23 protein-coding genes and 2 tRNA genes are annotated in these 23,132 nt (G+C 71.5%); 15 read left to right on the plus strand and 10 right to left on the minus strand.

Annotated features, from left to right (window positions below; genetic code table 11):
- Positions 1-183: 183 nt before the first annotated feature.
- From FVE25_RS33565 to FVE25_RS33590, 6 genes are read left to right on the plus strand one after another with little or no spacing between them, the layout of a single operon-like run.
- The gene (locus FVE25_RS33565; RefSeq protein ID WP_157251165.1) at positions 184-537 is read left to right on the plus strand and encodes a GntR family transcriptional regulator; all 354 of its coding nucleotides are present in this window, start codon (positions 184-186) and stop codon (positions 535-537) included.
- Positions 534-1,400 carry an ATP-binding cassette domain-containing protein gene (locus FVE25_RS33570; protein ID WP_157251166.1) on the plus strand — a complete coding sequence of 289 codons (867 nt, stop codon included), beginning with the start codon at positions 534-536 and terminating at the stop codon, positions 1,398-1,400. Before FVE25_RS33565 ends, FVE25_RS33570 begins: the two co-directional genes overlap by 4 nt.
- Complete coding sequence (locus FVE25_RS33575) at positions 1,397-2,098, plus strand: hypothetical protein (protein ID WP_157251167.1); 702 nt, start codon at positions 1,397-1,399, stop codon at positions 2,096-2,098. The genes FVE25_RS33570 and FVE25_RS33575 overlap by 4 nt, the downstream gene beginning before the upstream one ends.
- Positions 2,099-2,104: 6 nt before the next feature.
- Positions 2,105-2,797, plus strand: coding sequence for an ABC transporter ATP-binding protein (locus tag FVE25_RS33580; RefSeq protein ID WP_157251168.1), 693 nt, complete (start codon positions 2,105-2,107; stop codon positions 2,795-2,797).
- Position 2,798: 1 nt separating this feature from the next.
- Complete coding sequence (locus FVE25_RS33585) at positions 2,799-3,776, plus strand: ABC transporter permease subunit (RefSeq protein ID WP_157251169.1); 978 nt, start codon at positions 2,799-2,801, stop codon at positions 3,774-3,776.
- Positions 3,777-3,781: 5 nt separating this feature from the next.
- Positions 3,782-4,822 carry an ABC transporter permease gene (locus FVE25_RS33590; protein ID WP_246267864.1) on the plus strand — a complete coding sequence of 347 codons (1,041 nt, stop codon included), beginning with the start codon at positions 3,782-3,784 and terminating at the stop codon, positions 4,820-4,822.
- Here FVE25_RS33590 and FVE25_RS33595 read toward each other — a convergent pair.
- Positions 4,812-5,438 carry a hypothetical protein gene (locus FVE25_RS33595; protein ID WP_219825756.1) on the minus strand — a complete coding sequence of 209 codons (627 nt, stop codon included), beginning with the start codon at positions 5,436-5,438 and terminating at the stop codon, positions 4,812-4,814. The two genes, FVE25_RS33590 and FVE25_RS33595, sit on opposite strands and share 11 nt — an antisense overlap.
- Positions 5,439-5,458: 20 nt before the next feature.
- Between FVE25_RS33595 and FVE25_RS54005 the strand changes: the two genes are divergently transcribed.
- Positions 5,459-5,623 carry a hypothetical protein gene (locus FVE25_RS54005; RefSeq protein ID WP_181019786.1) on the plus strand — a complete coding sequence of 55 codons (165 nt, stop codon included), beginning with the start codon at positions 5,459-5,461 and terminating at the stop codon, positions 5,621-5,623.
- Here the strand turns inward: FVE25_RS54005 and FVE25_RS33600 are convergent.
- Entirely contained in the window at positions 5,599-7,158 is a 1,560-nt protein-coding gene (locus FVE25_RS33600; RefSeq protein WP_157251172.1) for an ABC transporter substrate-binding protein, read from the minus strand. The genes FVE25_RS54005 and FVE25_RS33600 overlap by 25 nt on opposite strands.
- Positions 7,159-7,344: 186 nt before the next feature.
- On the opposite strand from FVE25_RS33600, the gene FVE25_RS33605 reads away from it, so the two are divergent.
- Both FVE25_RS33605 and FVE25_RS33610 read left to right on the plus strand, forming a co-directional pair.
- A complete protein-coding gene (locus tag FVE25_RS33605) occupies positions 7,345-9,210 on the plus strand; it encodes a sensor histidine kinase (RefSeq protein ID WP_157251173.1) in 1,866 nt (621 codons plus the stop codon).
- Positions 9,203-9,559, plus strand: a complete 357-nt coding sequence (locus FVE25_RS33610) for a DUF742 domain-containing protein (RefSeq protein WP_157251174.1) — start codon at positions 9,203-9,205, stop codon at positions 9,557-9,559. The genes FVE25_RS33605 and FVE25_RS33610 overlap by 8 nt, the downstream gene beginning before the upstream one ends.
- Here FVE25_RS33610 and FVE25_RS33615 read toward each other — a convergent pair.
- From FVE25_RS33615 to FVE25_RS33650, 8 genes are all read right to left on the minus strand, one after another.
- Positions 9,537-9,974, minus strand: coding sequence for an OsmC family protein (locus FVE25_RS33615; protein ID WP_157251175.1), 438 nt, complete (start codon positions 9,972-9,974; stop codon positions 9,537-9,539). The two genes, FVE25_RS33610 and FVE25_RS33615, sit on opposite strands and share 23 nt — an antisense overlap.
- 25 nt (positions 9,975-9,999) lie before the next feature.
- Positions 10,000-10,899 (minus strand): ABC transporter ATP-binding protein, encoded by a 900-nt coding sequence (locus FVE25_RS33620; RefSeq protein WP_157251176.1) that lies wholly within the window; start codon positions 10,897-10,899, stop codon positions 10,000-10,002.
- Entirely contained in the window at positions 10,896-11,624 is a 729-nt protein-coding gene (locus FVE25_RS33625) for an ATP-binding cassette domain-containing protein (RefSeq protein WP_157251177.1), read from the minus strand. Before FVE25_RS33625 ends, FVE25_RS33620 begins: the two co-directional genes overlap by 4 nt.
- Entirely contained in the window at positions 11,621-12,466 is an 846-nt protein-coding gene (locus tag FVE25_RS33630; RefSeq protein ID WP_157251178.1) for an ABC transporter permease, read from the minus strand. The genes FVE25_RS33625 and FVE25_RS33630 overlap by 4 nt, the downstream gene beginning before the upstream one ends.
- Complete coding sequence (locus tag FVE25_RS33635; protein WP_157251179.1) at positions 12,463-13,479, minus strand: ABC transporter permease; 1,017 nt, start codon at positions 13,477-13,479, stop codon at positions 12,463-12,465. Before FVE25_RS33635 ends, FVE25_RS33630 begins: the two co-directional genes overlap by 4 nt.
- 5 nt (positions 13,480-13,484) lie before the next feature.
- Positions 13,485-15,089 carry an ABC transporter substrate-binding protein gene (locus FVE25_RS33640; protein WP_157251180.1) on the minus strand — a complete coding sequence of 535 codons (1,605 nt, stop codon included), beginning with the start codon at positions 15,087-15,089 and terminating at the stop codon, positions 13,485-13,487.
- Positions 15,090-15,167: 78 nt separating this feature from the next.
- On the minus strand, positions 15,168-16,751 hold the full coding sequence (locus tag FVE25_RS33645; RefSeq protein WP_157251181.1) for a hydantoinase/oxoprolinase N-terminal domain-containing protein: 1,584 nt from the start codon (positions 16,749-16,751) through the stop codon (positions 15,168-15,170).
- A complete protein-coding gene (locus tag FVE25_RS33650) occupies positions 16,748-17,809 on the minus strand; it encodes an S-methyl thiohydantoin desulfurase family protein (RefSeq protein WP_246267788.1) in 1,062 nt (353 codons plus the stop codon). Before FVE25_RS33650 ends, FVE25_RS33645 begins: the two co-directional genes overlap by 4 nt.
- Before the next feature lie 275 nt (positions 17,810-18,084).
- Between FVE25_RS33650 and FVE25_RS33655 the strand changes: the two genes are divergently transcribed.
- The 6 genes from FVE25_RS33655 (at position 18,085) to FVE25_RS33680 (ending at position 23,022) form a co-directional block, all read left to right on the plus strand.
- Positions 18,085-18,157, plus strand: a tRNA-Met gene (locus FVE25_RS33655).
- Between the two features lie 107 nt (positions 18,158-18,264).
- A tRNA-Arg gene (locus FVE25_RS33660) sits at positions 18,265-18,337 on the plus strand.
- An 18-nt stretch (positions 18,338-18,355) separates the two neighbouring features.
- Positions 18,356-18,790, plus strand: coding sequence for an RpiB/LacA/LacB family sugar-phosphate isomerase (locus tag FVE25_RS33665; protein WP_246267866.1), 435 nt, complete (start codon positions 18,356-18,358; stop codon positions 18,788-18,790).
- Positions 18,787-19,281 (plus strand): hypothetical protein, encoded by a 495-nt coding sequence (locus FVE25_RS33670; protein WP_157251183.1) that lies wholly within the window; start codon positions 18,787-18,789, stop codon positions 19,279-19,281. The genes FVE25_RS33665 and FVE25_RS33670 overlap by 4 nt, the downstream gene beginning before the upstream one ends.
- 32 nt (positions 19,282-19,313) lie before the next feature.
- Positions 19,314-20,477, plus strand: coding sequence for an amidohydrolase (locus tag FVE25_RS33675; protein ID WP_157251184.1), 1,164 nt, complete (start codon positions 19,314-19,316; stop codon positions 20,475-20,477).
- Positions 20,478-20,505: 28 nt separating this feature from the next.
- Positions 20,506-23,022 carry a Tex family protein gene (locus FVE25_RS33680; protein WP_157251185.1) on the plus strand — a complete coding sequence of 839 codons (2,517 nt, stop codon included), beginning with the start codon at positions 20,506-20,508 and terminating at the stop codon, positions 23,020-23,022.
- The last annotated feature ends 110 nt before the right edge of the window (positions 23,023-23,132 follow it).

A 23,132-nucleotide genomic window follows, 5' to 3' on the forward strand; every position in this document is an offset into this window, starting at 1 on the left:
ACTAAACGATATATCCGACAAATCGTAGAAAACTGCGCCCTGCACCAGCGACGACGCACAGTTCCCCACACCCACCAATCCGACGTTCACCATGAAGCAGATCATGACAGACCCGGTTGACCCGGGAACCCACCCCTTCTATGGTTCGTTAGTGGAGTAACGAACCCAAGAAGCAGGAAGGTCATGTTCGACGACCGGAGCCCCATTTACCGGCAGATCGCCGAGCGCATCAAAGCCGAGGTGCTGAGCGAGCAGCTGAAGGGCGACGAGCAGGTCATGTCGACCAACCAGTACGCCGCCTTCTACCGCATCAACCCGGCCACCGCCGCCAAGGCGTTCCAGCAGCTCGTCGAGGAAGGCGTGCTCTACAAGAAGCGAGGTATAGGCATGTTCGTCAGCCCGACCGCCCGGGACGCGCTCAGGGCCACCCGCCGGGAGAGCTTCTTCACCGAGGTCGTCGACCCCATGGTGAGCGAGGCCAAGGCCATCGGCATCCCGCTGGAGGACGTCATCGCCCGCATCGAGGGGGCGCGATGAACGTCGAGGTCCGTGACCTGTCCCTGCGCTACGGCGAGGTCACCGCGCTCGACCGGCTCTCGTTCGAGCTGGAGGAAGGCAAGATCTACGGGCTGCTCGGGCGCAACGGCTCGGGCAAGACGAGCCTCATGTCCGTGCTGGCCGCCTTCCGCAAGCCGACGGACGGCGCCGTGCGGGTCGGCGGCCGGCCGGTCTGGGAGAACGCGGCGGTCACCAGCCAGGTCTGCCTGATCCGCGACACCGGCGAGACCGTCGACCTCGGCACCGCGGCCGACGCGCTCTACTTCGCCGAATGGCTGCGCCCCCACTGGGACGCCGCCCTGGCCAAGGAGCTCATGACGCTGTTCGGGCTGAAGCCGAAGGTCAACGTCACCTCCATGTCGAAGGGGCAGCGTTCGGCCATGGGCGTGGTCGTGGGCCTGGCCTCGCGGGCGCCGCTGACCATGTTCGACGAGTCGTACCTGGGCATGGACGCGCCCTCCCGGCAGGCGTTCTACGACGTGCTCCTGGCCGACTACATGGCCCACCCGCGCACGATCATCCTGTCCACGCACCTCATCGAGGAGGTCAGCCCGCTGTTCGAGGAAGTGGTGATCATCGACGCGGGCCGGCTCGTCGTCCACGAGGAACGCGAGCGGCTGCTGGAGCGGGGCAACGCCGTCACCGGGCCCGCCGCGGCCGTCGACGCGTTCGTCGGCGGGCTGACCGTCCTCGGCGAGAAGGTCCTCGGCCCCACGAAGTCGGCCATGGTCTACGGCGAGTTCGACGACGCCCACCGCCGCAAGGCCGCGGAAGCCGGGCTGGATCTCGGGCCGATCGCCATGCAGGAGCTGTTCATCCACCTGACCGGAGGTCCCAAGTGAGGTTCCCCACCCGGCTGCTGGCGGCCAACCTGTGGGTCGCCTTCTTCACCTGGCTCGCCTTCACCGGCGCGGTCATCGTGCTCACGCTCGGCATCCATCTGTTCGGCAACCTCACCCGCAGCGTGTGGGAGGGCGCCTCCCAGCTGCCTCGCTGGGCGGTGATGTTCGTCGGAGTGGCGCTGGTGCGGCAGTTCCTCCCGCTGTTCATCGCCCACGGGCAGACCCGGCGGCAGTTCGGCTTCCAGGCGGCGATCACCGCCGCGCTCTACGTGCCGTTCGCCGCCGCGCTCATGTCGGCCGGTTACCTGGTCGAGCGCGTGCTGTACGGCCTCCTGGACCGGCAGCAGGTGCTCGACCGGCCCCACCTGTACACCGACCCGGCGCAGGTCCCGATGGTGTTCCTCGAGTACACCGTCGAGTTCATGGCGTGGATCACCGCCGGCCTGGTCATGGGCGGCGGGTTCTACCGCTGGCGGGCCGGCGGGCTGCTCACCATCCCGATCGGCGTCGGGCTGATCGCGCTCGGGCTGAGCGCCATCGGCACCCAGTTCCAGGTGCCGTTCAGCAGCTTCGCCCTCGGGCTCGACCTCGAGCAGGGACCGCTTCTGGCGGCCGGGCTCGGCCTGGTCACGTTCCTGATCGGGCTCGCGCTCGCCTGGTCGGTGATCAGGGACACGCCGCTGCGGAACCAGGGGTGAGCGGGCATGGCCGTCTTAACGGTTGACGGGCTGCGCAAGAGCTACCACGACCTGGTCGCCGTGGACGGGCTCGGCTTCGCCGTATGGGAAGGCGAGACCTACGGCCTGCTCGGGCCGAACGGCGCGGGCAAGACCACGGCCATCTCGATGATCGTCGGCATCCTCGCCCCCGACGCCGGCAGCGTGCGCGCGCCGGACAAGGCCGCGATCGGCTACGTGCCGCAGGAACTGGCGCTCTACCCCGACCTGACCGGCCGCGAGAACCTGCGCTTCTTCTGCGGCATGTACGGCATGCGCCGCGCCGCCGCGAAGGCCAGGACCACCGAACTCCTCGCCACGGTCGGCCTGTCCGACAGGGCCGACAAGGCGGTGGCCACCTACTCCGGCGGCATGCAGCGGCGGCTCAACATCGCGATCGGCCTGCTCAACCGGCCGCGCCTGCTCGTGCTCGACGAGCCCACGGCCGGGGTCGACCCGCAGAGCCGCAACGCCATCCTCGACAGCGTGCGCCGCCTGACCGGCGAGGGCCTGGCCGTCCTGTACACCACGCACTACATGGAGGAGGCGCAGCGCCTGTGCGACCGGGTCGGCATCCTCGACCACGGCCGTCTGCTGGCCGAGGGCAGTCCGGACGAGCTGGGCGAACCCGACCTGGAGGCGGCCTTCCTGCGGCTGACCGGCAGAGAGCTGAGGGACTGAGATGCTCCGCATCCTGCTCAAGGACCTGCGCCGCCGCTCCCGTGACAGCACGCTGCTGGTCTTCGCGCTCGTCCTGCCGCTCGGCCTGACCTTCGTGTTCGGCCTGACCATGGGCGGCGGCACCCCGTCCACCCGGTACGGCGTGGCCGGCCCGTCGGCCGCCGAGTTCGCCCAGCGCAGCGGCCTGTCCGGGCTGAAGCCGGTCGCCGACGCGGCCGAGGCCAGGCGGCTGACCGAGGACAACGAACTCGACGCGGTCTTCGTGGTCTCCCCCGCCCGGGTCGAGGTGGTCGGCAGCGTGGACGCGCCGCTGGCCGTACAGGTGGCGCGGGAGGCGGCGGAGTCCTACGCGCTGCCGGGCGGCGGCGGGATCCAGGTGATCACGGATGCCACGCTCGGCACCCGCGAGCTCGACGCGCGCACCTACCACGCGGCGGGCGCGGCGATGTTCTTCATCTTCTTCGCGGTGTTGTTCTGCGTGACCGGGATCTTCGAGGAGCGCGCGTCCGGCACACTGCCGCGGCTGCTGACCATGCCGGTGCCGCGCCGGTCGATTCTGGCGGCGAAGCTGCTCGGCGGCGTGCTCGTCGGCCTGACCGGCATGGCCGTTCTGGTGACCGTCTCGACCGTGCTGCTGGGGGCGCGGTGGGGGCCTCCGGCCGGGGTGGGCGCGCTGGTGGTGGCCGCGGTGCTGGCGGCGACCGGGCTGATGACGGTGGTCGCCTCCTTCGCCCGCACGGCCGAGCAGGCCGCCAATTGGCAGTCGGGCGTGGCCTCGCTGCTCGGGCTGCTCGGCGGCTCGTTCTTCCCGGTGGCGCCGGAGCTGAGCGTGTTCACCCCGCACCACTGGTTCCTGGAGGGGCTGGCCGAGTTGCGGGGCGGGGCCTCGATCCTGCCCGCCCTCGCGGTCCTGCTGGCCGTGGCGGCGCTCACGCTGCCGGTGGCGGTGGCGCGTACGGGAAGGATGGTGACGCCGTGAAGGTCATGCTGATGGCCGGGCTCAGCCTGCGCCGGATGTTCAGGGACCGCACGAACATCTTCTTCGTGATCGTCGCGCCGTTCCTGCTGATCCTGGTTCTCGGCCAGCTCTACGGCGGCGGCCAGCAGCTCAGGCTGGGCGTGGTGAGCGGTCCCGGGGCGGCCGCCGAGCGGCTGGCGGGCGCGCTGGGCTCCGGCAGCCGGGTCGTGGTCGAGCGGCTGCCCGACGAGGCGGCGCTGCGCACGGCCGTGGAACGGGGACGGCTGCACGCCGGGCTGGTGATCCCCGGCAGCGGGCCGGTGCGCCACCTGGTGCGGGCGAACGATCCCCGGAGCCACGACACCGGCACCTGGGTCCGCTCGATCGTCCGGCAGGAGGCCGCCCGCGGGCAGAGCGGCCTGGAGGTGCGCGTGACCACCTCGGGCACGACGCCCTTTCCCGAGGGGCTGAGCGCGTATGCGATCTCGGCGCCGTCGCTGCTGCTCATGTTCACCTTCCTGACCTCGCTGACGGCGGCGCTGGGCCTGGTGGAGACGCGGGCGCGGGGTGTGACGGCCCGGCTGTCGGCGGGGCCGACGCCCCTGCGCACGATCGTGGCCGGGGAGGCGGCCGGGCGGATCGCGATCGCGTTGTTCCAATCCTTGCTGATCATGGTCGGCTCGATGGCGTTGTTCGGCGTCTCCTGGGGCGACCCGATCGGCTCGCTGGCGGTGGTGACGGCGTTCTCGCTGGTCGGCGGCGGAGCGGCCATGCTGCTGGGCGCCTCGTTCCGGACGCCGGGACCGCCGATCTCGCTGGCTCTCGTGCTGGGCCTCGGCCTGTCGGCCATGGGCGGCGCGACGATCCCGCTGGAGTCGTTCTCCGGGACGATGCGGACGCTCGCCTACCTGACCCCGCACGCCTGGGGATACGACGCCTTCGCCCGGCTGATCCGCCACGACGCCTCGCTCGCGGGCGTGCTGCCCCAGCTCGGGGTGCTCACCGCGGCGGCGGCCGTGTTGTTCGCCCTCGGCGTGTGGCGGCTGCGCCGCGCGCTCAGCGGGTGAGCTCGACGCCGACGGTGATCTCCTTGCCGAGCCGGTGCCCGAGCAGGAGGTCGAGGTCGTCGCCGCTCCAGAAACGGCCGGGGTCGTACCAGTTGGGCCGCTTGCCGCCGGCCAGCAGGCCCATCGCCTCGTAGGTGACGGCGACGACCTCGGCGCAGTAGGCGCTCTCCAGCGCGCTCTCCTGGACGCCCCTGCGCAGCCGCGGGATGCGTCCGCGGGCCCAGCGCCCGGCCAGGCGGGCCGTGGACGGGAACGGCGTGCCGTCCAGCCTGGCCACGGTGCGCAGGGCGGCGTCCTCCATCTCCTGCGTGGCCTGCGGCTCCAGCTGGCGCAGCCAGGCGCGCTGGCCGTACCGGTCGGCCCAGACCGTCACGGCCGCGCGCAGGTCGTGCAGCTGCACGCCGCGCTGGTGCGTGCCCGACCACAGGTCGAGCAGCGACTTGCCCAGCTCGGCGTGCCACATCATGGGCGGCATGTCCTCGACCACGATGGCCATGCCGACGTGGTTGACCGGGCTGTTGGTCATCGTCTGGATGGCCCGGTCGGGCACCGAGCGTCCGCGGAAGACCCATAGGTCCCCGGTTCTGGTGACGTTGGCGGCCTCGTCGAGAGTCAACACCCTTGTAGCCTAAGCACATGCGTTGGTGGAAATGGCTGGGGCTGGCAGGAGTCGCCGGAGTCGCCGCGACCGGCGTCGTGATCGCGCGGGCCGAGCGGCGCCGGCGCGCCTACACGCCGGAGGAGATCAGGAGCCGCCTGCGCGAGCGGGTCGAGGCTCAGGCCGACGGCCTCAAGTCGTAGACGAAGACCACGTCCGGGTAGGCGGGGTTGTCGTCGTAGCCGGAGATGGCCCCGAGGAAGGCCCGCTGGTAGTTGACCACCCAGGGGAAGACGGCCACCGCGCGCACGTCCAGCAGCCGGTCGGTGAGCCGGTAGAAGGTCTTCTTGGCGGTGGCCGGGTCGGTCACGTTGAGCATCGGCAGCATGTCGATCATGCCGTCGGCCTCCGAGTCCTTCAGATACGTGAGGTTGAAGACCGGCGGCTTGCCGCTGCGGAAGACGTTGCCGAACCACGACCACCCATCGGCGTAGTCGGGCCACCAGTACATCACGAAGATGTCCTGGCCCTTCTCCTTGCCGCGTTCCCACTGGGCCAGCCACTCCATCGGCCGGCTGTCCAGGGTGACGTTGAGCGGGCGCAGCGTCTCGGCGAGCCGGGTGACCAGGATCTTCTGGTCGGCGTCGCCCTCGGCGTAGGTGAGCGTCAGCGTCAGCGGCCGTCCGCCGGGGCCGTACCCGGCCTGCCGCAGGAGTTGCTGCGCCCCGGCGAGGTCCTGGCGGGGCAGCCGCTTGCGCTGATGTCCCGGCAGCCCCTCCGGCACGATCCCACTGGCCGGTACGGCGCCGCCGCCCAGCGCCTCGATCAGCCCGCGGTAGTCGACCGCCTTCTGCAGGGCCTTGCGGAGCCTGACGTCGCGCAGCGGGCCGCGTTCGGTGTTGAACAGCAGCATGGCGGTGTTGAAGGAGGGCATGTCGGCGGTGCGCACGCCCGGCGTCCTGGCGGCCCGCTTGTACAGCCCGGGGCTGAGCCGGTCGACGAAGCTGATCTCGCCGTCCTGGAGAAGCTCCCAGCGGCGGCGCGGGTCGGGCACGACGCGGAACTTGACCGTGCGGTAGTGCGGGCGGTCCCAGCCGCCCCAGTAGCCCTCGAACGCCTTGAGCGTGAGCTCGTGCTCCGCGCCCTTGCGCCAGCCGGCGACCGTGTAGGGGCCCGAGCCGGCGTCCCGCTTGCCGTCCTTGACCTGGTCGACGACGGAGACGTCGTAGATGTAGGCGGCGTAGGCGGCCGAGGCGGTGAGGTCCAGCGGGGCGGCGTACTTGAGCTGGAAGGTCACCGTGAGCGGGCCGGTGACGCGGATGCTCTCGACCGCGTCCCAGATGTAGGAGGCGCCGGCGTCGGTCTTCATCGTGCGCTCGATCGAGGCTTTGACCGCGGCGGCGTCGAGGGGGCGGCCACTGTGGAAGGTCACGCCGGGACGCAGGGTGAACGTCCATGACTTGCCGTCGCCGCCGCTGGTCCAGGAGGTGGCCAGGCGGGGGCTCGCCTTCTTGGTGACGGGGTTCCAGACGGTGAGGGTTTCATAGATGTTCTGGAGGGCGATCACCTCGTTGGAGTAAGAGGTGGCCGGGTCCCAGTCGGTGACCACGTCGAGGTTCTGCGCGTAGACGAAGGCCGCTTCTCCCTGCGCATCCGGCCGTACCTCGGAGGGCGGGGCGGGCGCGGTGCACGCCGCCAGGAAGAGAACGAGCACGGCCGCAGTCAGACGACGGCGCATGCATCTCTCCCCTGTGATCGTTGTTGCGCCTGAAACTACTGCAAGATGAGGTGACAGACGCCCGAAAGTCCTGAAAAATAGGGAATTCTGGTGATCGAATTGCTATCCTCGACGCTTGTCCCGTCCGGGGTTTCCAGTGGGGACCAGCCGGAGTGAGGTGCCATGGCCCGCAGCAGAACGATTCGGATGAAGATCGTAGGTCTGTTGCTGGTTCCGCTCATGTCGATGGTGGTGTTGTGGGGTGTGATCGCCGCGGTGACCGCGGGCGAGAGCCTGAAGCTCAGGGAGTACACCACGCTGTGGACCAACCTGCGCGTTCCCGCCTACCTGGTGATCGGTGAGATCCAGAGGGAACGGCTGGCCTCCGTGCAGATGCTGCGCAAGAAGGGCTTCAGGGAGCGTTCGGCGACCAACGCCCAGCGCGCCCGCACGAACAACATGGTCGAGGAGTTCAGGGCCAAGTCGGCCAAGTCCAAGAACGCCTCCCCCACGATCAGCTCCCAGGTGGACCAGGTCCTCATCCAGCTCGGCAAGCTCGACGCGCTCCGTGGCGAGATCGACGCCGGCCTCACCGCCCGCGTGCACGCCATCGAGACCTACAACGCGATGATCGACTCGTTGTTCGGCCTGCACCAGCGCGTCGCCTTCATCGACGACATCCCCATCTACGAGCAGTCGCGCGTCGTGATCGACCTCGGCTTCGCCAAGGAGCTCCTCACCCGCGAGCAGGCCGTCGCGGCCGGGCCGACGACGGAGGAGGAGCGCCGCACCTTCACCCAGCTCGTCGGCAACCGGCGCTTCCTCCTCAACCAGGCCGTCGCCGGGCTCGACCCGAGCCTGCGCGACGCCCAGGTCGCACTGCTCGCCTCGCCCGACTACCAGCGCATGCGGGTCATGGAGGACCAGATCATCGCCGGGGAGAACCCGGACCGCTGGGCCGCCACCACCGAACGGCTGGCCGGCTCCTTCCAGGAGTTCCAGATGGCCGCCAGCCGCGAGCTCACCCAGCGGGCCGCCCCGGTCGCGGACTCCGTGCTGCTGCGCGCGGTCGTCCTGGGCGGCACGGGCCTCGTGCTCGTTGTCGTCTCCATCGTGATCTCGCTGCGCGCCGGCAACCGGCTCTCCAAGGATCTGGCCGCGCTCAGGTTCGCCGCGCTGGAGGTGGCCGAGGACCGGCTGCCGCAGGTCGTCGACAAGCTGCGCAAGGGCGAGCAGGTCGACGTGCCCGACGTGCAGGTGGTCAGCACCACCGCCGAGATCGACGACGTCGGCCAGGCGTTCTCCACCGTGCAGCACACCGCGGTCGAGGCCGCGGTGGGGCAGGCGCAACTGCGCGAGGGCGTCGGCCACGTCTTCCGCAACCTGGCCCGGCGCAGCCAGACGCTCCTTCACCGCCAGCGCATCCAGCTGGAGGGCATGCAGCACCGGGCGACCGACCCCGACGCCCTGGACGACCTGTTCCGCCTGGACCACCTCACCACCCGCATGCGCAGGCACGCCGAGGGCCTGATCATCCTGTCGGGCGCGACGCCCGGCCGGGGCTGGAGCAGGCCGGTGCCGCTGCACGACGTGGCCCGCGGCGCCGCGGCCGAGGTGGAGGACTACCAGCGGGTGGCCGTCGAGCCCATGAGCAGCCACGCGCTGGACGGCGGGCTGGTCGGCGACGTGATCCACCTGATCGCCGAGCTGATCGAGAACGCCACCGTCTACTCGCCCCCGCACACCCCGGTCATCGTGCGCGGCGAGGCCGCCGCCCGGGGCTTCGCCATCGAGGTGGAGGACAGGGGCCTGGGCATGAGCCCGGAGGAGCTGGCCGACCTGAACACGCGCCTGGCCTCCCCGCCCGAATTCGACCTCGCCGACAGCGACAGGCTCGGCCTGTTCGTCGTCGCCCGCCTGGCCGCCAGGCATGACATCCGCGTGACGTTGCGCGGTTCACCATATGGAGGGACCACCGCCATCGTGCTGATCCCGGCAGAGCATGTGACCGAGCAGAGCGAGACGCCGGCCGAGCCACCAGCCCGCCCGATCAAGGTGGTGCGCGGTGAGTGACGAGCGCTGGCTCGACGAGGACGCCGGTCCCATCGTCCCGGCGTACCTGCTGACCCGCGGGCGGACCGTACCCGCCAGCGAGGCCATCGACCTCATCGCGGTGATCATCACCGCCGGCGGCCTCACGCCGCCCATGGGCCTGGGCCCGGAACACCTCATCATCATGCAGAAATGCACCAAGCCCACGCGCCTGGTGGACGTGGCCGCCGAGCTCAACCTGCCCATCGGCGTGGTCCGGGTCCTCGTGGGCGACCTGCACGCGCAGAAGCTCGTCCAGGTCGAGCACCCGCCTCCCGCGCCCGACGCGCGCGTCCTGCTGGAGGTGATCAGCGGGCTGAAGGCTCTGTAGCCGTGGTGTGGACGACCACCTCGGAGCTGAGCGTGCGGTGCACCGGACACTTGTCGGCGATCATCAGCAGGCGCCCGCGCTGCTCCTCGTCGAGGGGTCCCTCCATGCGGATCTCACGCTCGATGTGGTCGATCATCCCGTTCTGCGTCTCGCATTCGGCGCAGTCCTTCGCGTAGATGCGCGTGTGGCTCAGCTCCACCGTGACGCCGGTCAGCGGGATGCCCTTCCGCTCGGCGTACATGCGCATGGTCATGGAGGTGCAGGCGCCCAGGCTCGCCAGGAGCAGGTCGTACGGCGTGGGCCCCTCGTCCGCGCCGCCCACGTCGAGCGGCTCGTCGGCGACGAACGTGTGCTTGCCCGCGGTGATCCGCTGGGTGAACCGGCCTGTGGCCTCCACCCGGACCGTCGAACCCATGGCTGTCCCCTTCCCTCGGCGAAACCTACCCGTGCCGTCCAAGCGATCCGCCGCCGTCGTTATTTCCGGCCAGCACGTCCTCCGCGCGGTGACAGGCCGCCGCTCGCCCCTCCGCCACCTGCCTGAGCTCGGGGCCGCGCTCACACTCCGGTACGGCCAGCGGGCAGCGCAGCCGGAACGCGCACCCCGTCCCGGCCGGAGGCGCGCCGACCCCCGGCTCCGGCGGCGTCCCGCCCAGCTTGGGCACCGCGTCCCGCAGCGCCCGCGTGTAGGGGTGGGCCGGGTTGTCCAGCAGTTCCCCGGTCGGCCCCGATTCGACCACCCGCCCGGCGAACAGCACGTGGCTGGTCCGGCAGAGCCGGTCCACGACGGCGAGGTTGTGGGTGATCAGGAGGCGCTCCGTCGCCAGCCCGGCCAGCAGGTCGAGGACCTTCGCCTGGACCGTCACGTCCAGGGCGCTGGTGGGCTCGTCGAGGATGAGCAGCTTCGGGCCGACGGCCAGGGCGCGGGCGATGACCACGCGCTGGCGCTGGCCGCCGGACAGTTCGTGCGGGCGCCGCGTGGCCAGGGACGGGTCCAGGCCCACCTGCTGGAGGAGGTCGCCCACGCGGGCCTTGTCGGTCAGGGCCTCGGCGATCGAGGCGGCCACGCTGCGGCGCGGGTTCAGGGACTCGGCCTGGAAGACCGGCTGGACGTCGCGCCGGAAGGCCCGCATGTCAGCCTTTTTCAGGTCCTGCCCGCCGTACCAGATGGTGCCCCCGCGGGGGCGCAGCAGGCCGAGGAAGGCGCGGGCGAGGGTGGTCTTGCCGGAGCCGCTCTCGCCGATGAGGCCGACGCCGCCCTCGGTGATGGCCAGGGAGACGTCGTGGACCACCGTGCTCCTGCCGTAGCCGAGCGTGAGGGCGTCCGCGCGCAGGATCGTCACGGCGTGGCCTCCAGCAGGTCGCGGGTGTAGGGGTGGGACGGGGCGGTCAGGACCGCGGCGGCCGGGCCCGACTCCACGACCTCGCCGTCCTTCATGACCAGAACCCGGTCGGCGATGGTGCTGACCAGGGCCAGGTCGTGGGAGACCAGCAGGATCGCCAGGTCGCGCTCGCGCTGCAGGCGGCGCAGGACGGCGATCACCTCGGCCTGGACCGTCACGTCCAGGGCGCTGGTGGGCTCGTCGGCCAGAATGACCTCGGCGCCCAGGGCGATGGCCAGCGCGATCGCGAAGCGCTGCGCCTGGCCGCCGGAGATCTCGTGCGGGTAGCGGCGCAGGATGGCGGGGTCGAGCATGACCGCCTTCATCGCCGCCTCCGGGTCGGCGGCGACTTTGTGCAGCTTGAGGGCCCGGCGCATGAGCGTGCCGAGGCGGGTGGTGGGGCTGAGGGCGGCCTGGGGCGACTGCATGACGAGGGCGGCCCGGGCGCCGCGGATCGCGCGCAGGTCCTTCGGGGAGGCGGTGCGGACGTTCAGCCCGCAGACGCTGATGTTTCCGGAAATTTCGGCGTTCTCGGTCAGGCCCAGCAGCGACATCAGCGTCGTGGACTTGCCGGAGCCGCTCTCCCCCACGATGGCCACGCACTCCCCCGCGGCCACGTCGAGCTCGGGAACCCGGGCGACGGTCCGCGCGCCGTACCTGACCTCCAGGTCGCGCACCTCGATCATCGCACCACCCTTCTCGGGTCGAGGGCGTTGCGCAGCCCCTCGCCCAGCACGTTGAAGGCGAAGGCGGTCAGCACGATCGCCAGGCCCGGGAAGGTGACCACCCACCAGTTCGTGGTGAACAGGGTCTGCCCCTGCTCGACCATCAGCCCCCACTCCGCGGTCGGCTCCTGGGCGCCGAGACCCAGGTAGGACAGCGCGGCGGCGGTGAGGATGACGCCGCCGGCGTCCAGGGAGACCTGGACCAGCACGGGCGTGAGCGAGTTCGGCAGCACGTGCCGCACGATGATCAGCGGCGCGGGCACGCCGAGGCAGCGCGCCGCGTCCACGTACGGCCGGCCCGCGACGGAGGCGGCCACAGAGGCGGCCAGCCGCGCGTACCACGGCCACCAGGTGACCGCGATGGCGACGATCACCGTGGTGACGCTCGGCTGCAGCACCACGGCCAGCGCCAGCGAGAGCAGCAGCGCCGGGAAGGCCAGGAACACGTCGGTGACCCGCATGATCACATCGCGCACCCAGCCGCCCGCGTACCCCGCGATCATGCCCAGGCTCACGCCGATCAGCGCGGAGACGGCCAGCACGCTGACCGCGATGGCCAGCGAGGTCTGCCCGCCGTACAGCACGCGGGTGAGCACGTCGCGGCCCGCCTGGTCGGTGCCGAACCAGTGCGCCGCGCTCGGCGCCTGCAGCGCCTCCAGGGGCCGGGGGTCGTCCAGCGGGTACGGCGCCAGCCACGGCGCGAAGAGCGCGGCCAGCACGATCAGCGTGATGAGCACGGCCCCCGCGGCGGCGAAGCGGTCGGGCAGGCGCGGCAGCGTGCGGCGCAGTTCCCCGGCCTTCATCGCGCCCTCGCCCGCGGGTCCACGACGCCCTGCAGCAGGTCCACGGCCAGGTTGGCCACGACGTAGACGATCGCGATGAGCAGCGTGACCCCGGCGATGGCCGGGGTGTCCAGCGAGCGGATCGACTCGACGGCGTAGCGGCCCAGCCCCGGCCAGTTGAACACCGCCTCGACCAGGAACCCGTTGACCATCGCGTAGGCGAAGACCAGCGCGATGAGCGACAGCACCGGGTTGAGCGCGGCCCGCAGCGCGAAGCGGGTGAGGACCTTGGTCTCGGAGAAGCCCAGGGCGCGTTCCAGCCGGGCGTGGTCCTGGCTCGCCTCCTCGATCAGCGAGGCCCGGGTGAGCTGGGCGACCACGCCGGCCGGGTAGGCGGCCACGACGAGCGCGGGCAGGATCAGGTGGTGCAGGGTGCTGGTGAAGATGGGCCAGTTGCCGGTGATGAGCGCGTCCACGATCGTGATGTTGGTCCAGAGGGTGAGCGGGCTGGTGGTGTCCAGCGCGGTGTCGTACTCCCCGGCGACCGGGAACCAGCCGAGGTTGCTGGCGAAGACCATCTGCAGCGCCAGGGCCAGCCAGAAGACCGGGACCGACACGGCCAGCATGGAGCCGAGCCGTACCCCGACGTCCGGCAGCCGGCGCTTGAAGCGGGCGGCGAGCACGCCCACCGGGATGCCGACGGCGACCGCGAGCACGAGCGCCGTCCCCACCAGCTCGAGCGAGGCGGGGAAGGCCAGCATCAGGTCATCGCGGACCGGGCGCTTGGTGTGCAGGCTGGTCCCCCAGTCACCGGTCACCAGGTCCCGCACGTAGTTCCACAGCTGCACGGGAATGGGGTCGTCCAGCCCGAACCGCGCCCGGGCCGCCGCCAGCTCCTCCGGGGATGCCTTCGGCCCGGCGAAGGCCACCGCGGGATCGCCGGGCACCAGCCGCATGATCACGAAGGTGAGGACGACCACGCCGGCCACGACCAGGAACGCCTGGCCGAGCCGGCGCAGCAGGTAGTACCACATCCGGGTCAGCGCGACAGCTCGTAGAAGAACACCACGTTCGGATAGGCCGGGTTGTCCGTGTAGCCGCGCACGTCGTCGCTGAGCGCGCGCTGGTAGGTCTGCACGTACGGCACCGCCACCGCGGCCTTCTCCTGGATGATCTTCCGCTGCAGGCCGGCGTAGGACTGGGCGGCCATGTCGCGGTTGGTCGCGGTCAGCTCGGGCAGCTCGTCCACGGCCTTGTCGATCTCGGCGTCCTTCAGGTACGACAGGTTGAACTCCGGCTTGTCCTTGCTCCGGAAGACGTTGAAGAACCAGCTGTAGGCGTCGGCGTAGTCCGGGTACCAGTACATGACGAAGATGTCCTGGCCCTTCTTCTTACCCTGGTCCCACTGCGCCTCCCAGGCCATCGGCTTGGCGTCTAGGGCGACGTTGACCTTCTTCAGCGCCGAGCTCAGCAGCGTGACCAGGAGCTTCTGGTCGTCGTCGCCCTGGGCGTAGGTCAGCTTGAGCTTCAGCTCCTCGTTGTCCGGGCCGTACCCGACGGAGGCCAGCAGCTCCTGCGCCTTGGCCAGGTCCATCGTGGGCTCCAGGCCGGGGGTGTGGCCGAGCAGGCCCTGCGGGACCAGGCCGCTGGCCTTGGACCCGGCGCCCTTCAGCGCCGCCGCCAGGCCGTCGTAGTCGATGGCCAGTTGCAGCGCCTGCCGTACCTCCGGGGTCTTGGCCGGGCCGGACTCGGTGTTGAACAGCACCAGGAGGTTCTGGAACGAGGGCGTCTGCGAGGTCTGCACGCCCTGTGTGGACCCGGCCTGCTGGAACAGCTGCGGGTTGAGGCGCTGCACGAAGTTGACCTCGCCGCGCTGCAGCAACTGCCAGGCGGTGGTCAGCTGCGGGGTGACCCGGAAGGCGACCTTCTTGTACTGCTCGGGCTTCCAGCCGCCCCAGTAGCCCTCGAACGCCTTCAGCGTGAGCTCGGTCTCCTTGCCCTTCTGCCACTGGTCGATCGTGTACGGGCCGGTGCCGCCGTCCTTCTTGCCGTCCTTGTCCACGCCGTCCACGTCGTAGATGTGGGCCGCGTACCCGGCCGAGGCGACCAGGTCGAGCGGGGTGGCGTACTTGAGCGTGAACTTCAGCGTGGCCGGGTCCGGGGCCTCGATCGTCTTGACGGCGCTCCAGATGTAGGCGGGGCCGCCGTTCATCTTGATCGTGCGCTCGATGGCCTTCTTGGCCGCCTCGGCGTCCAGCGGCTTGCCGGTGTGGAACTTCACGCCCTGGCGCAGCTTGAAGGTCCACTCCTTGCCGTCGGGCGAGGCGGTCCATTCGGTGGCCAGGCGCGGCTCCGGCTTCTGCGTCTGGGAGTTGTACCTGGTCAGGCCCTCGTAGATGTTGGACATGGCGACGATCTCGTTGGAGTACGAGGTGGCCGGGTCCCAATCGGTGACCACGCCCAGGTTGGGCGCGTAGACGAAGGTGGACTCGTTCGCCTGGGGCGCGGGCGTGCCGCTCCCCGTGGAGGTGGCCGGGCGCGGCGTCCCGCCGGCCCCGCGCACCTGCCCGCCCGCGCACCCGGTTGCTACCACGGCAACGGCGCCGGCGACCCCGGCAACGGCAAGTTTCTGGTGCCAATGCATAGTAAGGGGTCCTTTCAATCAGATTTGTCCGGCTTCAGCCGCGGCATGATCGTAGCGACGCCTGACCGCCCATGGGCGTCAATTCGATAGCGGACCTGCGGCCTTTACATGAAGGCGAACCGCGGGCTCGGACAGGTAGCTGAGCGGAACCTCGTGCACGTCCACGAGCTCCACCCGCTCCGGGTCCGCCCCAGCCCGTACGGCTCTCGCCGCCGCCTCCTCCTTGGCCCGCTCGATCGCCGCCGCCCTGCCCGGCCCCGCCGGGACGATCGTGTCCACCCGGCCGCTGGCCAGCGCGATCGCCGCGCCCACCGCGTTGGCCACCTCGGCGTGCTGCGGCCGCACCACCCTGCTGACCCCGGGAACCTCGTCCGCCAGCAGGAACGCCCCGCCGCCCACCGCCACCAGCGGGCGGTCGGCGCGGCCCAGCGACATGCGGTCCACCGCGTCGGCCACCATCTCGTCGGCGGCCGCCAGGCCGTCGGCCAGCGCCCGCTCGTCCCGCGGCACCGCGTCCAGCCGCTCGCGCCAGCCCTCCGGAACCTCGCGCATGCGCCCGCCCCGCACCCCGGCGTCGGTCAGCGTCATCACCCCGCCGCCGAAGACCAGCGCGGACTCACTCAACCGGAACCCCACCGAGTCCGGCCCGATCGCGCCCGGCCGCACCCGGGTCCCGCCGCCCATCGCGATGGCCAGGATGTCCGGCATGCGGAAGTTGGTCAGCACGCCGCCGATCTCCACCGCCGCCGCCGACTCCCTGGGGAAACCGGCCGCCAGCACGCCCAGGTCCGTGGACGTGCCGCCGACGTCGGCCACGATCGCGTCCTTCACCCCGGACAGGAACGCGGCGCCCCGCAGCGAATTGGCCGGGCCCGAGCCGATCGTGGAGACGGGCAGACGGGCCGCGTACTCCACCGTCATCAGCGTGCCGTCGTTCTGCGCCAGGTACGGCCTGGCCGTCAGGCCCCGCTCGGCCAGAGCGGTGACCAGCGCCTCGGTGACCGCGGCGGCCACGCCGTACAGGGCGGCGTTGAGGACGGTCGCGTTCTCGCGCTCCAGGAGCCCGAGCGAGCCGATCTCGTGGCTGAGGCTGACCGGCAGGCCGTACTCGCGCTCGACCATCTCGCCGACCAGCCGCTCGTGCTCGGCGTCGGCCGGGCTGAACACGCCGGAGACCGCGACCGCGTCGGCCTCGCGGCCGTCCAGGAAGCGGCGGACGGCGTCGAGGTCCAGCGGGCTGATCGGGCGGCCGTCGACGTAGTGGCCGCCGGGCAGGATCGCCTCGCCCGCCGAGACCGCCGCCTTCAGCTCGCCCGGCCAGTCGGACAGCGGCGGCACGGAGGTGGTCGCCGGGGCGGCCAGCCGTACGACCGCGACCTTGCCCAGGTTGCGGCGCTCCAGGATCGCGTTCGTGGCGTGGGTGGTGCCCAGCATGACGCGCCCGACGTCCGCGGTGCGGGTGATCCCGGCGGCGTTGATCCCCGCGTCGTTGATCTCGGCGTCGTTGATCTCGGCCAGCACGGCGTCCAGAGCCGCGCGCAGGCCGCCCGTGACGTCGGCCGTCGTGGGGCGCTTGACCTTGGCCAGCACCCGGTCGGCGGCGTCGAGCACGACCGCGTCGGTGTTGGTGCCGCCGACGTCGATGCCGATGCGCAGCGTCATGCCAGCTCCTCCACGGGCACATAGGGGAAGTCGTAGCCGAACGCGGCGGGGCCCGCCGTCTCCAGTCCCTTCCGCGTGCGCCAGAGCGGATCGCACGCCCAGGCCAGCACCGTGACGCGCTGGCCGTAACGCAGGCCCTCGGTCTGGATGGCGTTCGCGGTCTCGGTGTCCACCACCGTGATCAGGTCCGGGACGATCGCCCTGACCCTGCCGTCCTCGAGCGCGACGAGGTTCTCGTTCTGCAGTTCCAGGGTCAGCGTGCGGCCCCGGTCGGCGCCGGTGCCCTCGATGACGGCCGCTCCCCTGACGAAGCCGCCGGTGGTGCGCCGTTCGACGTCGGTGAGCTTGCCGGTGATCAGCCGCCGGGCCTGGAGCTCGTCCTGAAGGGCGCGCAGCGGGTCCGCCGCGTGCTCGGTCGCCCGGCCCACGGCCAGCGCGCGGGTGACCGTGCCCTCGATGACCGCGCCCCTGGCCTGTACGGCGGGCAGAATGTAGTCGGCCATCAGCGCGCTCGACCCCGCGGCCACGCAGACGGCGCGGGCCATGCGCTCCGACCACAGGCCGTCCACCGGCCGGATCGTCACGACGTTGCCGGCGACATCCGACATGATCACCAGATCGGCCGGCAGCCCCGCCACGTACATCGACACCATCTGGACCTCGGGGAACGCCCTCCCCATGCCGTCCGCGTCGAGCAGCGGTAACCCGAGCCTGGCCGCCCACGCGACCGGCGCCACCCCGTTGGAGCCGCCGATCTCCGACGTCATCACCGCGGACGGCGGGCGCCCGAAGATCCGCTCGACCTCCTTCGCGACGCGCTCCGGCTCGTCCTCGCCGTGGATCATCTCGTGGCTGACCGTGGGCGCGCCGATCCCGGACAGCGGCAGAACCAGCGCGTCGTCCGGCAGATCCGCCAGCCGTACGAGCGGCACCCCGCCGTGCGCCCTGATCGCCCTGCGCGCGGCTAACGCGCCGGTCCGCACGTCGCCACCGCCGCCGGTGCCCAGCACCGCGCATCCCCTCGCGAGCGCGGGGACGTCTTCCTCGTTGATCAGCACAGAAGCCACCGTAGTGGTCGTTTACCACTTATCACCGCGAAGTCCCGTTCGGGCCCACATGACGCCTCGCGGCTGCGAACCTGGTGGAGACCGACAATAAACCCGTTGCCTCGCTCACCCCCTCCACGGCATCCTCGACCCAACGCCCAGAAAGGACCCCTCATGTACACCCTCCGAATGCGCCACCGTCGCGGCAGCGGCATGTCCTGGGCCTAGGAACCATCTGAACCGTGCCCCGGGACCTGCTTCCCGGGGCATCCGCATGTCCGGGGCCGGGCGGGTGAGGGTGCTGGTGTGCCCGGCGGTTTCATAAGCCGCTCCAGGCGGGTTCGATCCCCGCACCCGCCACCTCCCCACCCCGCTCAACGCGGCCCATCACTGCCTTACCCGCCCTGCCCGCGCCCACCCGACCAGCCCACCAGCCGGAACACCCACCTCTTCAAACCGGAGCACCCGCCTTCGTAGCGCAGTGGAGAGCGCGCCTGCTTGCGGAGCAGGAGGCCGCTGGTTCGAATCCAGCCGAAGGCGCGAGATCATAGAAACGTGATGATCTCTGTGGCGGCCGACAGCCTGGACGGCGTGGCCGGGAACATGGTGACCGGCCTGCGAGCGCGCGGCCACGAGGTCACCACGCACGGCGCCCTCAACGAAGCCGAGACCGGCGACTGGGCGTGGGCCAGTGAGGCCGCCGCCCGCGACGTCGCCGAGGGCCGGGCCGAGCAGGCGATCGTCTGCTGCTGGACGGGCACCGGCGCCTCCATCGCGGCCAACAAGGTCCCCGGCGTCCGTGCCGCCCTCTGCACCGACGCCTTCACCGCCCAAGGCGCCCGCACCTGGAACGACGCCAACGTGCTCGCCCTGAGCCTCCGGCTGACGTCGGAGCCGCTGCTGGAGGAGATCCTGGACGCCTGGTTCGCCGCGGCTCCCAGCACGGCCGAGAACGACCGGGCCAACATCAGCCATGTGGACGCGATCCGATGACGTTCGAGGACCTGGCCGCCGCGCTGCGGGCAGGCGCCGCGCTCGACGACGACCGCGTGCTGGATCTGGCCGCCCGCCTGGAGAGCCTCGGCGTCGCCGTACCCGGGGACGCGGACCTTCGCGCCCTGCTCGGCGAGATCGCGCGGCTGGACGAGGCGGTCCGGGCGGTGCAGCGCGACCTCGAGGCCACCGGCGTGCCCGGGCGCGTGACGCTGACCGTCCCGGAGTGGGCGCCCGGGTGGCTGCGGGTGACGTACGGCGGGCAGGCCGCGTCCATGGGCATCGTCCTCGGGCAGCCGGGCGGCCTCGACCAGGCGGTGATGGACGTGGCCGACACCGCCCAGGCGATCATCGTGGAGGAGGTCTGGACCGGCTGGCCGACCTGTCCGGAACACGGCTTCGGCCTGCATGTGGACGAAGGCGCGCTCTGGCGCTGCAAGGGGGCGGAACCCCACGTCGTTTCTCGAATCGGGCAGCTCGGCGAGGGCTGAGAATCGTCGGTGCCCCGGTCTATGGTTCTGCCATGACCGCGACACTCCTGCGCGGCGGCCGCCCCTGGGGGCTCGGCGCGCCGGCCGACATCCTGGTCGAGAGCGGACTGATCCGCCAGGTCGGCCCCGCCCTCGACGCCCCGGCCGCGCACGTGGTCGACGTCTCGGGCCTGCTCGTGCTGCCCGGCCTCGTCGAGGCGCACTGCCATCTCGACAAGACGCTGTACGGCGGGCCGTGGGTGCCCCACTCGGCCGACGACACCCTGGCCGGCCGCATCGGCAACGACCTGGCCAGGCGGGCCGAGCTCGGCGTGCCCGACGTCGGGCGGATCGAGGCGCTGCTGCGCCGGATGAGCGCGTTCGGCACCACCCATGTGCGCACCCACACCGACATCGACCCGGAGACCGGCCTGCGCGGCGTCGAGGCGGTGCGCGAGGCGGCCGGGCGCGTCCCGGTCACGGTCCAGCAGGTGGCCTTCCCCCAGCACGGCGTGCTCACCAACCCGGGCACCGCCGAACTGCTGGAGGAGGCGCTGAAGAGCGGGGTCGAGGCGGTCGGCGGGCTCGACCCCGCGGGCATCGACCGCGACCCGGTGCGCCATCTCGACCTGATCTTCGGCCTGGCCGAGCGCTATGGCGCCCACCTCGACATCCACCTCCACGACGGCGGCACGCTCGGCGCCTGGGAGCTGGAGCTCATCACCGAGCGCACCAAGGCGCTGGGCCTGGGCGGCCGGGTCACGGTCAGTCACGCCTACGCGCTGGGCCGGCTCGACGACGCCCATCAGGACAGGCTCGCCGAGGGCTTCGCGGCGGCGGGCGTGGCGCTGGCCACCGGCGCCGTCTACGACTTCCCGGTGCCTCCGGTCAAGAAGATGCGCGCGGCCGGGGTGGTCATCGCCTGCGGCCACGACGGCATCCGCGACCTGTGGGGCCCCTACGGCTCCGGCGACATGCTGGAGCGGGCCATGCACCTGGCCTACCGCAGCACCTTCCGCGCCGACCCCGACATCGAGCTAGCTTTGGAGGCGGCGACGTACGGCGGAGCGCGGGCGCTCGGCCTGACCGGTTACGGCCTGTCCGCGGGCGACCGCGCCGATCTGGTCGTGGTGCCGGCGGCGGGGGCGGCCGAGGCCGTGGTGACGCATCCGTCTCGCTCTCTGGTCATGAAGGACGGCTCGGTCCTGCACAATTGACCGGCGGGGACCATCGAAAGGCAGGCAAGTGCTCTCTATTCACCAGCGGATCGCGGAAGAACTCGGGGTGCGCGAGGGGCAGGTGCAGGCGGCCGTCGACTTGCTCGACGGCGGCGCCACCGTGCCGTTCATCGCCCGCTACCGCAAGGAGGTCACGGGCACTCTCGACGACGCGCAGCTGCGCACGCTCGAAGAACGGCTGCGCTACCTGCGCGAGCTGGAGGAGCGCCGGGCGGCGATCCTGGAGTCGATCGAGTCGCAGGGCAAGCTCGACGACGAGCTCAGGGCGCAGATCATGGCGGCCGACACCAAGGCCCGCCTGGAGGACATCTACCTGCCCTACAAGCCCAAGCGGCGCACCAAGGCGCAGATCGCCCGCGAGCTGGGCCTGGAGCCGCTGGCCGACCAACTGCTCGCCGACCCGGGCCTGAGCCCGCTGGCGACGGCCGAGGGCTTCCTGACCGAGGGCGTGGCCGACGCGGCCGCCGCTCTGGAGGGCGCCCGCGCCATCCTCATCGAGCGTTTCGCCGAGGACGCCGACCTCATCGGCGACCTGCGCGAGCAGCTGTGGAGCCGGGGGCAGCTGGCGGCGAAGGTGCGCGAGGGCAAGGAGGAGGCGGGGGCCAAGTTCTCCGACTACTTCGACTTCGCCGAACCGTTCACGAAGCTGCCCAGCCACCGCATCCTCGCGATGTTCCGCGGCGAGAAGGAGGAGATCCTCTCGCTGGCGCTGGAGCCCGACGAGGGCACCGACTACGAACTGCGCATCGCCTCCCGGTTCGGCGTGAGCGACCAGGGCCGCCCGGCCGACCAGTGGCTCGGCGAGACCGTGCGCTGGGCCTGGCGCACCCGCATCCTCGTCCACCTGGGCCTCGACCTGCGCATGCGCATGTGGCAGGACGCCGAGGAGGAGGCGGTGCGCGTCTTCGCCGCCAACCTGCGCGACCTGCTGCTGGCCGCACCCGCCGGCACCCGCGCCACCATGGGCCTCGACCCCGGCCTGCGCACCGGCGTGAAGGTCGCCGTGGTCGACGCCACCGGCAAGGTCGTGGAGACCGCCACCATCTACCCCCACGAGCCCAAGCGCCAGTGGGACCAGTCGCTGGCCGTTCTCGGCGCGCTGGCCCAGCGCCACGGCGTCGAGCTGGTCGCCATCGGCAACGGCACCGCCTCCCGCGAGACCGACAAGCTCGCCGGCGAACTCGTCAAGCACATGCCCGGCCTCACCAAGATCGTCGTCTCGGAGGCGGGCGCCTCGGTGTACTCGGCTTCGCCGTACGCCTCGCAGGAGCTGCCCGACCTGGACGTCTCGCTGCGCGGCGCCGTCTCGATCGCCCGCCGCCTGCAGGACCCGCTGGCCGAGCTGGTCAAGATCGACCCGAAGTCCATCGGCGTCGGCCAATACCAGCACGACCTGTCGGAGACCAAGCTCTCCCGCTCGCTGGACGCCGTGGTCGAAGACTGCGTGAACGCGGTAGGCGTGGACGTCAACACCGCCTCCGCCCCGCTGCTGACCCGCGTGTCCGGCATCGGCTCCACGCTGGCCGACAACATCGTCCAGCACCGCGACGCCAACGGCCCCTTCCGCAGCCGGACCGCCCTGAAGGAGGTCGCCCGCCTGGGCCCGAAGGCGTTCGAGCAGTGCGCCGGGTTCCTGCGCATCCCCGGCGGCGACGACCCGCTGGACGCCTCCAGCGTCCACCCCGAGGCGTACCCGGTGGTCCGCCGCATCCTGGGCTCGGTCCAGGGCGACCTGAAGACGCTCATCGGCAACTCGGCCACGCTGCGCTCGCTGAAGCCCCAGGAGTTCGTCGACGACACCTTCGGCCTCCCGACGGTCACCGACATCCTGCGCGAACTCGAAAAGCCCGGCCGCGACCCCCGGCCCGCCTTCAAGACCGCCACGTTCAAGGAGGGCGTCGAGAAGCTCTCCGACCTGGCCCCCGGGATGATCCTGGAGGGCGTGGTCACGAACGTGGCCGCCTTCGGCGCCTTCGTCGACATCGGCGTCCACCAGGACGGCCTCGTGCATGTCTCGGCCATGTCCAGGACCTTCGTCAAGGACCCGCGGGACGTCGCCAAGCCCGGCGACATCGTCAAGGTCAAGGTCCTCGACGTGGACATTCCGCGCAAGCGCATCTCCCTGACCCTGCGGCTGGAGGACGAGTCCGAGACCGACTCCCGCCCCCGGGGCGGCAGGGGCGAGCGCCGCCCGTCCGACAACCGCGCCGGCGCCCAGGCCGGCCGCGGCGGCCGCGACGCCAACCGCGGCCAGGGCACGGCAGGCAGCCGGGGCCAGAGCGGCGACGGCGCCCAGGGCGGTCAGGGCGGCGGCAACCGCGGTCAGGGCGGCCAGGGCGGCAACCGTGGTCAAGGTGGCAACCGTGGTCAAGGTGGTCAGGGTGGTCAGGGTGGCGGCAACCGCGACGGCCAGCGCGGCGGCAACCAGCGCGGCAACCGCGACGGCGGCAGGCGTTCCGCCCCGTCGGGCGCCATGGCCGAAGCCCTCCGCAAGGCGGGCCTGACCGGCGAAGACCCCCGCTAGCCTCCGCCCAGGCCCAAGCCCACCCACACCACCAGGCCCCGCCCACCAGGTCCGGGTTCGATCCCAGGACCCAGGTCCGGGGCCTGGACCATCCAAGCCGCCAGGCCCCC

Origin of the sequence: Nonomuraea typhae, assembly GCF_009760925.1 — a bacterium.
Classification (GTDB): domain Bacteria; phylum Actinomycetota; class Actinomycetes; order Streptosporangiales; family Streptosporangiaceae; genus Nonomuraea; species Nonomuraea typhae.

What these genes read in the sequence shown, in the direction of transcription:
- FVE25_RS33665 (WP_246267866.1), top strand. Translation starts at nt 18,356, where the DNA reads ATGATCTCTGTGGCGGCCGACAGCCTGGACGGCGTGGCCGGGAACATG.
- FVE25_RS33590 (WP_246267864.1), top strand. Translation starts at nt 3,782, where the DNA reads ATGCTGATGGCCGGGCTCAGCCTGCGCCGGATGTTCAGGGACCGCACG.
- FVE25_RS33565 (WP_157251165.1), top strand. Translation starts at nt 184, where the DNA reads ATGTTCGACGACCGGAGCCCCATTTACCGGCAGATCGCCGAGCGCATC.
- FVE25_RS33635 (WP_157251179.1), bottom strand. Translation starts at nt 13,479, where the DNA reads ATGTGGTACTACCTGCTGCGCCGGCTCGGCCAGGCGTTCCTGGTCGTG.
- FVE25_RS33630 (WP_157251178.1), bottom strand. Translation starts at nt 12,466, where the DNA reads ATGAAGGCCGGGGAACTGCGCCGCACGCTGCCGCGCCTGCCCGACCGC.
- FVE25_RS33605 (WP_157251173.1), top strand. Translation starts at nt 7,345, where the DNA reads ATGAAGATCGTAGGTCTGTTGCTGGTTCCGCTCATGTCGATGGTGGTG.
- FVE25_RS33645 (WP_157251181.1), bottom strand. Translation starts at nt 16,751, where the DNA reads ATGACGCTGCGCATCGGCATCGACGTCGGCGGCACCAACACCGACGCG.
- FVE25_RS33570 (WP_157251166.1), top strand. Translation starts at nt 534, where the DNA reads ATGAACGTCGAGGTCCGTGACCTGTCCCTGCGCTACGGCGAGGTCACC.
- FVE25_RS33670 (WP_157251183.1), top strand. Translation starts at nt 18,787, where the DNA reads ATGACGTTCGAGGACCTGGCCGCCGCGCTGCGGGCAGGCGCCGCGCTC.
- FVE25_RS33585 (WP_157251169.1), top strand. Translation starts at nt 2,799, where the DNA reads ATGCTCCGCATCCTGCTCAAGGACCTGCGCCGCCGCTCCCGTGACAGC.
- FVE25_RS33600 (WP_157251172.1), bottom strand. Translation starts at nt 7,158, where the DNA reads ATGCGCCGTCGTCTGACTGCGGCCGTGCTCGTTCTCTTCCTGGCGGCG.
- FVE25_RS33625 (WP_157251177.1), bottom strand. Translation starts at nt 11,624, where the DNA reads ATGATCGAGGTGCGCGACCTGGAGGTCAGGTACGGCGCGCGGACCGTC.
- FVE25_RS33580 (WP_157251168.1), top strand. Translation starts at nt 2,105, where the DNA reads ATGGCCGTCTTAACGGTTGACGGGCTGCGCAAGAGCTACCACGACCTG.
- FVE25_RS33640 (WP_157251180.1), bottom strand. Translation starts at nt 15,089, where the DNA reads ATGCATTGGCACCAGAAACTTGCCGTTGCCGGGGTCGCCGGCGCCGTT.
- FVE25_RS33615 (WP_157251175.1), bottom strand. Translation starts at nt 9,974, where the DNA reads ATGGGTTCGACGGTCCGGGTGGAGGCCACAGGCCGGTTCACCCAGCGG.
- FVE25_RS54005 (WP_181019786.1), top strand. Translation starts at nt 5,459, where the DNA reads ATGCGTTGGTGGAAATGGCTGGGGCTGGCAGGAGTCGCCGGAGTCGCC.
- FVE25_RS33675 (WP_157251184.1), top strand. Translation starts at nt 19,314, where the DNA reads ATGACCGCGACACTCCTGCGCGGCGGCCGCCCCTGGGGGCTCGGCGCG.